Genomic DNA, 646 nt, shown 5'->3' with positions numbered 1-646 from the left:
ACCGGACTGAGCACGAATATGTCTCGGCTTCGCGGACGGGCCCCTTGCGGAGATCGATGCCGCTCACCGGTCCCGCACGGCCATTGGAAGACAACGACGTTTACCGGAGCGCTCAGGCTATCCGGAATGAGCGCACCCATCGTCTTGGACGATGCGATGAACGGGGTAGCATTCAGGCCTATGTCCAGCAGGTTCTCATTCCAACATTGGCGCCGGGCGACATCGTCATCATGGACAATCTGCCTGCACACAAAGCGGAAGGCGTGCGTCACGCAATCGAAGACGCGGGATGCCGGTTGCTTTACCTTCCTCCCTACAGTCCCGACTTTAACCCTATCGAGAAGGCATTCGCAAAGCTGAAGGCCGTCTTGCGCGCCAAAGCCGAGCGAACGATCGACGGCTTATGGAATACCGTGGGTCACATCCTCACGCTGTTCAATCCGCAAGAATGTGCCAACTACTTCAAATCGTGCGGATATGACCCCGAGTAAAGCGGGCGCGCTCTAGAAAAGCCTCGCCGGTGGCGGGTTGTGTCGCAAATTTTCAGCGGGTTAAAGGCAGGCGTATCTCCGGGCGCAATTATGCTGCGAGTTCCGCAAAGACCATGAATGGTGAACAATTGTCGTTTGCGAATTGCCTCTTGCGG

At 56.8% G+C, this 646-nt stretch carries 1 pseudogene; it reads left to right on the top strand.

The features are described from left to right. Positions 1-491 (top strand): annotated as a pseudogene (locus tag ACS5UA_RS22835) (IS630 family transposase); the annotation flags it as partial. Positions 492-646 lie beyond the last annotated feature (155 nt).

It is taken from the genome of Brucella sp. RRSP16 (assembly GCF_052246815.1).
Taxonomy (GTDB): domain Bacteria; phylum Pseudomonadota; class Alphaproteobacteria; order Rhizobiales; family Rhizobiaceae; genus Brucella; species Brucella intermedia.
The sequence above is the reverse complement of the archived record's forward strand: the minus strand, read 5'-3'. Positions and strand labels throughout refer to the sequence as shown.